Below are 7,696 nucleotides of genomic sequence, written 5' to 3'. Positions count from 1 at the left end.
GTCGGCGCCCTGGCCGCCGACCTCGACACGGGCAATGATGCGCTCCACCCGGCTCCAGCTGGCGGCGCCGTCAAAGAACTCCTTGAAGCGCCGGACCTTGCCCGTCTTGGCCGATGCTTCAAAGCGCGCCAGCGTGCTGGCTTCCAGGTCCGCGACATGCTTGCGCAATGTGGTGGTGGGCGCCACGCCGAAGATGAAGTCGACATCATTGGCGCGGCACCAGTCGATGACCTGCGGACTGCAATAGTGGCTGTCGGCGCGGATCAGGATCGAGGTGTTCGGCCAGTTGCTCCGGATCGCCCGCACCAGGCGGCGCAGGTGGGGGCGGATTTCAGCCCCACTCGGCCGCCGGGCCGGCCGCAGAACCGCACCGACGAAGCGGCCCGCGCCGTCGAACACCACGATCGGCTGGAAGCCGTATTCGTCGTGATGGGCATTGAGAATGCGTCACGATCGGCGGCCTCCGTCACCCTCCAGTTGAGAAACATCCTCCACGATCTCCTGCCGCAACTGCGGTCCCTTGGCGAGACGCCGGCCGAGCGCCGTGGTGTAGGCTGCGTAGCGCTCGGAGAGCTTGGCACGCGCGGCCTGGGCCGCGGGTTCGGGCAGCGCGGGGGTGGTGGCGAGCCAGAAGCGGATGAAGGTGGCGAAGGCCTCGGTCGAGATGCCGAGGTCGCGCTCCAGCCGCGCGAGGCGGCGATCGATCTGGCCGAGGCGCCGGGCAAGAGCGGCCTCCTGGCGCTCGGCGCTGTCGGGCGACAGGAAGGAGGCGATCGCGGCCTGGGCGATCAGGGACATGGACTGGTCGCGCTGGGCGGCGTAGTGGGCCAGCATGTCCATGATGTCGGACTCGAGATAGACGGAGATCTGCGCTTTCTTCGTGCGGCCTGCCATGGCGATCACAGCTCCATGCCGTCATTGGGATTGAGGCTGACCTGTCGAGCCACGCCTTGCATCAGGCCGGTCATGCGCCGGTTCCGGGTGGCGACGTCGTCCATCTCGTCGTCGCGGTCGGCGTCGAACTCGAACTCGTTCTCGATAGGCTGCATTTTTTCGAACGGCTTGACGCGGCTGAGCTCGGGCTGATGCCGGTGTTCGGAGCCGGTCGGGTCATCGTCTCGACCTTCGTCCGCGGCGCTCCTGCTCGCGCCCTCCTGCGGTCTGAGCAACGGCAGCGCGGTCCAGTCATCGTGTTGGACGGTCGGGCCACGAGAGGGCGTTGGCGGCGGCAGGAGCCGGTCCCGAAAGCGCGCATCCTCGTAGTAGCGAGCCTTCTTCGCCCGGATCGGCGGGGTTCCGGCGACCATGACGATCTCGTCCGTGGGCGGCAGCTGCATAACCTCGCCGGGGGTGAGCAGGGGGCGGGCGGTTTCCGATCGCGACACCATGAGATGACCCAGCCACGGCGATAGCCGGTGCCCGGCATAATTCTTCATCGCCTTCATCTCAGTGGCGGTGCCGAGCGCATCGGAGACGCGTTTCGCGGTGCGCTCGTCGTTCGTGGCGAAGCTCACCCGGACATGGCAATTGTCGAGGATCGAGTTGTTCGGCCCATAGGCCTTCTCGATCTGGTTCAGCGACTGGGCGATGAGGAAGGCTTTCAGGCCATAGCCGGCCATGAAGGCGAGCGCGCTCTCGAAAAAGTCGAGCCGGCCGAGCGCCGGGAACTCGTCGAGCATGAGCAGCAGACGGTGACGTCCGCCCTTGGCCTGCAGGTCTTCGGTGAGGCGCCGACCGATCTGGTTGAGGAGCAGGCGGATCAGCGGCTTGGTGCGATTGATGTCGGAGGGCGGCACCACGAGGTAGAGGGTCGAGGGAGCCTTGCCGCCGACGATATCGGCAATGCGCCAGTCGCAGCTTCGCGTCACCTCGGCAATCACTGGATCGCGGTACAGGCCGAGGAAGGACATGGCGGTGGAGAGCACGCCCGAGCGCTCATTGTCGGATTTGTTCAGCAGTTCGCGGGCGGCGCTGGCAATGACGGGATGAGGACCCGCCTCGCCGAGATGCGCGGTCTTCATCATGGCGTCGAGCGTGGTCTCGATCGGCCGCTTCGGATCGGAGAGGAAGGCGGCGACGCCGGCGAGCGTCTTGTCCTTTTCGGCATAGAGCACGTGGAGGATGGCGCCGACCAGCAGCGCGTGGCTGGTCTTCTCCCAGTGGTTCCGCTTTTCCAGCGAGCCTTCGGGGTCGACGAGGATGTCGGCGATGTTCTGCACATCGCGCACTTCCCATTCGCCGCGGCGCACCTCGAGCAGCGGATTATAGGCGGCGGACTTGGCGTTGGTCGGGTCGAACAGCAGCACGCGGCCATGCCGGGCACGGAAACCGGCGGTGAGCTGCCAGTTCTCGCCCTTGATGTCATGGACGATGGCCGATCCCGGCCAGGCCAGCAGCGAGGGCACGACCAAGCCGACGCCCTTGCCGGACCGGGTCGGCGCGAAGCACAGCACATGCTCCGGCCCGTCATGGCGCAGATAGTCGCGCTCATAGCGTCCGAGGACGACGCCATCCGTGCCGAGCAGCCCGGCGGCCCGGACTTCCTCCCTCTCGGCCCAGCGCGCCGAACCATAGGTCTCGACCCTGGATGCCTCGCGGGCCCGCCAGACCGACAGGGCGATGGCGACGGCGATGGAGAGGAAACCGCCGGAGGCGGCGATCAGTGCGCCCCGGAAAAATACGTCCGGCGCATAGGCATCGAAAAAGTACCACCACCAGAAGAAGGCCGGCGGGTAGTAGATCGGCAGGCCGAGAAGCGCGAACCACGGGGCGCCCAGCTGGGCCTGAAAGCCGAGGCACCAGGCCACATATTGTGTGGCGCCCCAGATGGCCGCCAACACGATCAGCAGCACGGTGAGGATCTGCCCCCAGAGGATTTTCGTCGCCGACATGGTGATAATCCTTCTCTGCGGTCAGAGGCCAAGGCCGCGCTTGCGCCCGAAGCTCCAGTCGACGCCGCCATCGTCACGGGCGACGCCGGAGACATGCTTGCCGAGCTGGCGCTCCAGAGAGGGCGACCAGGGCACGAGTTGGAAGCCGAGCCCGTCATCGAGCATGGCGAAGCGACCGGACGCGAGCACAAGTAGCTGGCGATACGTGCCGGCGACATACTCGCCGGTGCCGGCCTTGTTGAACGGCAGGCCGGTCTCGGCGGCGAGCTTCTCCCCCACAGCATCCAGTTCGCGGCGGCGGAGCGTCTCGATGAGGTTGCGGGCAAAGACGACGCGCCGTCCCTGTCGCTCGGCCAGGCCCTCGCGGATGAGATGGTCGGCACGCCGTTCAAGCGCCTGGCTCACCTCGGCGCCGAAGCCGACGTCCGACAGAGCAACGGGGTCACGCGCGATGGCCTGCCGGTCGAGCCAGGTGGCGCCGGTGGCCGTGACCTGGTGGGCGAGATCTAGATCGGAGCGCACTGCGAGCGCCACGCGCCGTTTGCCGTGCGCGTCGTCGAAGGTCCGCAGTTCGACGATGGCGCCCGGCGCGCCATCGCCGGCCGCATCGAGATCGGGCAGCCGGATGTGATGGGACCGCCCGTCCACGCCATCGACGATGGCATAGGCCGAGCCGTGGAGTTCATCATCGAGACCGCGCGCGACCAGCCGGCCGATGACCGGCACATCGAGGCTCTCGGCGGCGAGGACATAACTCGCCATGCCGCGCTCGATCCCGCTCTCGGTGAGGGCGCGGTGCATGCGCTTGATGATGTCGCCGCGCTCGCCGAGGGCACGCAGGGTGACTTCCGCGTCCGGCTCTACCATCCATTGGGCGTTGCCGATCTCGCTGGCAAGGCCGAGCGTCTCGAGTTTGCGGAGGCGCCCAATCTTCAGTGCATGGTGTTCGTCCGGCTGTCGGCCGGGAACCGGCGCCATGTCGATGATGCCGCTCTCGCTGGTCTCGCGGAGAAGCTGGCGGTCGAGCTCGGTCCAGCGCTCGGCCTCGATCTGGCGCTCCAAGCTCCGGCGGATATCGAGCTCGGTGCGCGGGCCGAGTTCCTGGGTGATCAGGTCTCGGGCGCGATCGCGCATACCCTCTTTGATATAGTCGCGGGAGATCACGAGATCCTGGCCGTCGTCGCGGCGCCCCCGGACGATCAGATGCACATGGGGATGCTCGGTGTTCCAGTGATCGACGGCGACCCAGTCGAGACCGGTGCCGAGGTCCTTCTCCATCTGCCGGGTGAGGTCACGGGTGAGGGCCCGCAGGTCCTCCATCTCCAACGCGTCGTCAGGCGAGACGATGAAGCGGAAATGGTGACGGTCCTCGCGGCAGCGCTCAGCGAAGGAGTCGACATCCACGCTCTCGATCTCGGGACCAAACATCCGCGCCTTTTCGCCGTCGCGGGTCACCCCCTCGCGGCGAAGATAGGTGAGGTGTTGGCCGAGGGAGCCCGCGCGGGCCGTGTGTCGGACGACGCGCGCCTTCACCACGGCGCCGCGTGATCGTGGCGTGATCCGTCGGCTGGCCTGAAGGCTGGCGACCTGTCCGCTGCCGAAACGCGAGCGGTTGCCGGAGGCGATCTTGCCGGAGCGAGAGACCCCGCCGCCGGCCTTCCGGGCCGCGGCGAGCGCCTGGGCGATGAAGGGGCGGGCCTGCTGGGCGCGGGTCGAGCGGATGCGGCCGGGACGGACGCGGAACTCGCGTTCATCGCTCATGGCGAGGCCTCGCAATGTGCGGAAAATCATTGATGCGGCGCCATTTGAGGCACGCGCAAACCTTGTGGTTCGGCTCCACAAGGTGCCGAAGGCGCGGAAAACACGTGGTGAAACAACGCCCCGACCGCCGCGCAATGTGCGCCCTTTTATCCTGCCCTCGTGCGGTCGTGTTTGCTGTCCTACGCCTCCTTACGCGCCATGGAACGCCGGAGCCCGACAGGATGCGAAGGCGGGTCAGCCTGCTCATGGCGCTCTCCGCAACGGCGGAGATGCAACGAAGAGCGCGCCCGATTGCGGCGCGAGGAGCGCGGCATCGGCTGGATTGCTGCGCGCGGGCGGCGCGGCGAACAGCGGAGCTTCGCGCCAGCTTTGCGCCATTGGCCGCACCGATGCGGTGGCGCCGGCCGCAGACTCTGTGTCGAGGATGGGCGCGAGAGCCGCGATGTAAATGCGCGTCTCCGGCGGCAGTGGCTTGCCGGTAAGCGACGCCTCATAGCGTGCGGGCCCGGCATTATAGGCCGAGAGCATGGCTCGGATGCTGCCATAGTGGTCATAGAGCTGACGCAGATAGGCGGCGCCGGCGAGGATGTTGTCACGCGGGTCGAATGGATCTGCCCCGAGGCCGTAGTGGACGCGAAGCTCATCCCAGGTCGCGGGCATGATCTGCATCAGCCCCATGGCACCGGCGGGTGAGACTGCGCGGGGATCGGCGCCGCTCTCGGCCCGCAGGACCGCGCGGATCCAGTTGGCCGGAAGCTCGAAGCGCTGCGCAGCTTCGTCGATAAAGGTGGCGTAGGAGGTGACAGCATTCGCCAGGGTCGGCGACATGGTCTGCGCCGTGGCAGAGCCAGGCGACGCACCGCCGATCAGCAGTCCGGATGCGAGGAAGAGCGCAGCGCGATGCATGTCAGCGCACCGCCGCGCGCCAGATGAAGTCGCCGCCGCCGGCCTCATCCGTGAGGAGTGGCATCGCCCGCCCGATGACGGTCGTAGCCGGGATCGGGCCGAAATAGCGCCCGTCGAGACTGTCGCCGACGTCCGGGTTCATCAGGAACAGATAGCCGGAAGCGATACGCCGACAGCCCTGCCAGACCGGCAGATCGCGGCCCGTGCGGTCGCGCGGCAGCGCTTCGCCGAGTGGCACGCCATCAACTGTGATGGCGTCACGGAGGCGGCAGACATCCTGCCCAGGCAGACCCATCACGCGCTTCAACAGCGGCGTGCCTTCGCCGATATAGCCACGTGCGATGAGGAACGCAGCGAGCGGCGGCGGTGGCATCACCGCGACCAGATCGGTGATCTCGAGATGATCCGCCGGCTCGACCGAGTAGAGCCCGACAGGAACGCTCGCCGAGACATTCCAGATCAGCTTCAGCGGCGTCGGCAGCGTGGCGGCGTAGGCCATGCCGACGCTGGCGGCCGCAGCCATCAGCACATAGGCGGCGCGGTTCATTGACCGCACTCCTGCCGCTTCAGCCACGCCTGATGGCGCTCCATGCTATAGGCGCGCGGCTCGAAGCCGACACTGATGCGGTGGGCGACATGACCCCAGTGATCGGGAGCGACAGTGGCCGGATCGATGCCGATCGCCTCGATGGCGTCGATGTGCTGCAGAATTTTCTCGACCTTCGGCCAGCCATCCACCCGCAGCAGGATCTCGCCGCCGGGCCGAACGAAAGGCAGCGTCTGGTAGCCTTCGCCCGGCGCCACGCAACGCACGATGTCGAGGCGGGAGGCGACGGTGCCGAAGTCATTCGAGGCCCACCGGACAAAGGCGAAGATGCAGCCGGGAGGGAAAGAGAGGATGCGCCGGCGGCGATCCAGAAGCTGCTCATGCGCGTGATGGCCGAAGCGGATCCAGTTCTCAATCCGCTTCTCGATATGGGTCAACTCCACATGGGTCAGGGCATCGGACGGGGGACTGGACGCAGATGCCGTGCTTGCCGCACGGGGCGCAAACGCCGCGCTCATGGCTGGTCTCCAGATTGGGGAGGGAATTCGCGCGCGAGGAGGTCGCGCAGCATCTCGGCGACGGTGACGCCGCGCCGGAAGGCGGCGACCTTGATCCGCCCGCGCAGGTCGGGCGTCACATCGATGGTGAGGCGCGCGGTGAACGCGGCGCCGGGCCGGCGTTCGGTCGAGATATCTGCCGCCTTGATCCAGTGCTCGGGATCGGCAGGTCGAGAGGCGAAGTCGCGGCGGATAGGGCGATCGCTCATCGCGCTTGCCTCCCGAGGTCGAGACCATTGATCTCGGCGCTCAGCGCAGCGATCTCGCGCGTGGCCGGCCCGGCATCGTCGCGCTCGAAGACGAGACGCCCGGATTGCGCGGCCGCCGCAAAGGCGATGCGCTGGCCGATGGTGCTGGCGAGCACCGGCGGATCATGGTCAGCCAGCGTCCGCGCGGTCTCGCGCGCGAGAACCGTGCGCGCGCCGCAGCGGTTCAAGGCGAACCGGACCAGCATCTCCGGGCGGTAGATCCGCGCCTCGCGGATCAGCGCCAGCATCTCGGCCGACGCCCAGCCATCGAAGGGCGAGGGCTGCACCGGGATCAGCACTAGGTCGGCGGCGAGCAGCGCCGAGCGCATCAGCCCTGCGACACGGGGCGGACCATCGATGACGATGTGATCCGCGTCACGCGCAAGCTCGGGCGCCTCCCGGTGCAAGGTGTCGCGGGCGAGCCCGACGACACCGAACAGCCGTGGCAGGCCCTCGCGGCTGCGCTGCTGCGACCAGTCGAGGCTGGAGCCCTGCGGATCGGCGTCGATCAGCGTGATCCGCTGTCCCTGCCGAGCCCATTGCCCGGCGAGATGCAGCGCCAGCGTCGTCTTGCCGACCCCGCCCTTCTGGTTGAGGAGCGCGATGATCATCGATGCCCCCTCGAGCGAGGGGGCGTCTGTGAGACGCTGTCAGGCGGCGTCTTTCCCGGCCACTTCGCCCCCAGTCGGGGTGTCGCTTTCCCTTGAAGTGGAGTCTGGTCGGCGGAGAAAGCTGAGTCTTTCTGGACTCTTGCGCATGGTCCGGTTTCCCTTGAATCATAGATTT

The 7,696-nt window shown here is 67.5% G+C and carries 8 protein-coding genes and 1 pseudogene; all 9 read right to left on the bottom strand.

What is annotated here, in order from left to right:
* Positions 1-447 (bottom strand): annotated as a pseudogene (locus EDC64_RS23160) (transposase); the annotation flags it as partial.
* Positions 448-894 carry a CopG family transcriptional regulator gene (locus EDC64_RS23155; protein ID WP_132036225.1) on the bottom strand — a complete coding sequence of 149 codons (447 nt, stop codon included), beginning with the start codon at positions 892-894 and terminating at the stop codon, positions 448-450.
* A gap of 5 nt (positions 895-899) precedes the next feature.
* Positions 900-2,891, bottom strand: a complete 1,992-nt coding sequence (locus tag EDC64_RS23150; RefSeq protein WP_132036223.1) for a conjugal transfer protein TraG — start codon at positions 2,889-2,891, stop codon at positions 900-902.
* Between the two features lie 21 nt (positions 2,892-2,912).
* Positions 2,913-4,652: a relaxase/mobilization nuclease domain-containing protein gene (locus tag EDC64_RS23145; protein ID WP_132036221.1), complete on the bottom strand. Its 1,740-nt coding sequence runs from the start codon at positions 4,650-4,652 to the stop codon at positions 2,913-2,915.
* A 243-nt stretch (positions 4,653-4,895) separates the two neighbouring features.
* Positions 4,896-5,480 (bottom strand): lytic transglycosylase domain-containing protein, encoded by a 585-nt coding sequence (locus EDC64_RS23140; protein WP_338023423.1) that lies wholly within the window; start codon positions 5,478-5,480, stop codon positions 4,896-4,898.
* Positions 5,481-5,559: 79 nt separating this feature from the next.
* Positions 5,560-6,105, bottom strand: a complete 546-nt coding sequence (locus tag EDC64_RS23135) for a S26 family signal peptidase (RefSeq protein ID WP_132036217.1) — start codon at positions 6,103-6,105, stop codon at positions 5,560-5,562.
* Positions 6,102-6,623 carry a DUF2840 domain-containing protein gene (locus tag EDC64_RS23130; RefSeq protein WP_132036215.1) on the bottom strand — a complete coding sequence of 174 codons (522 nt, stop codon included), beginning with the start codon at positions 6,621-6,623 and terminating at the stop codon, positions 6,102-6,104. The genes EDC64_RS23135 and EDC64_RS23130 overlap by 4 nt, the downstream gene beginning before the upstream one ends.
* On the bottom strand, positions 6,620-6,871 hold the full coding sequence (locus EDC64_RS23125) for a ribbon-helix-helix protein (RefSeq protein ID WP_132036213.1): 252 nt from the start codon (positions 6,869-6,871) through the stop codon (positions 6,620-6,622). The genes EDC64_RS23130 and EDC64_RS23125 overlap by 4 nt, the downstream gene beginning before the upstream one ends.
* Positions 6,868-7,521: a ParA family partition ATPase gene (parA, locus tag EDC64_RS23120; RefSeq protein WP_132036211.1), complete on the bottom strand. Its 654-nt coding sequence runs from the start codon at positions 7,519-7,521 to the stop codon at positions 6,868-6,870. The genes EDC64_RS23125 and parA overlap by 4 nt, the downstream gene beginning before the upstream one ends.
* Between the last annotated feature and the right edge of the window lie 175 nt (positions 7,522-7,696).

Source organism: Aquabacter spiritensis (assembly GCF_004346185.1).
GTDB classification, from domain to species: domain Bacteria; phylum Pseudomonadota; class Alphaproteobacteria; order Rhizobiales; family Xanthobacteraceae; genus Aquabacter; species Aquabacter spiritensis.
The sequence above is the reverse complement of the archived record's forward strand: the minus strand, read 5'-3'. Positions and strand labels throughout refer to the sequence as shown.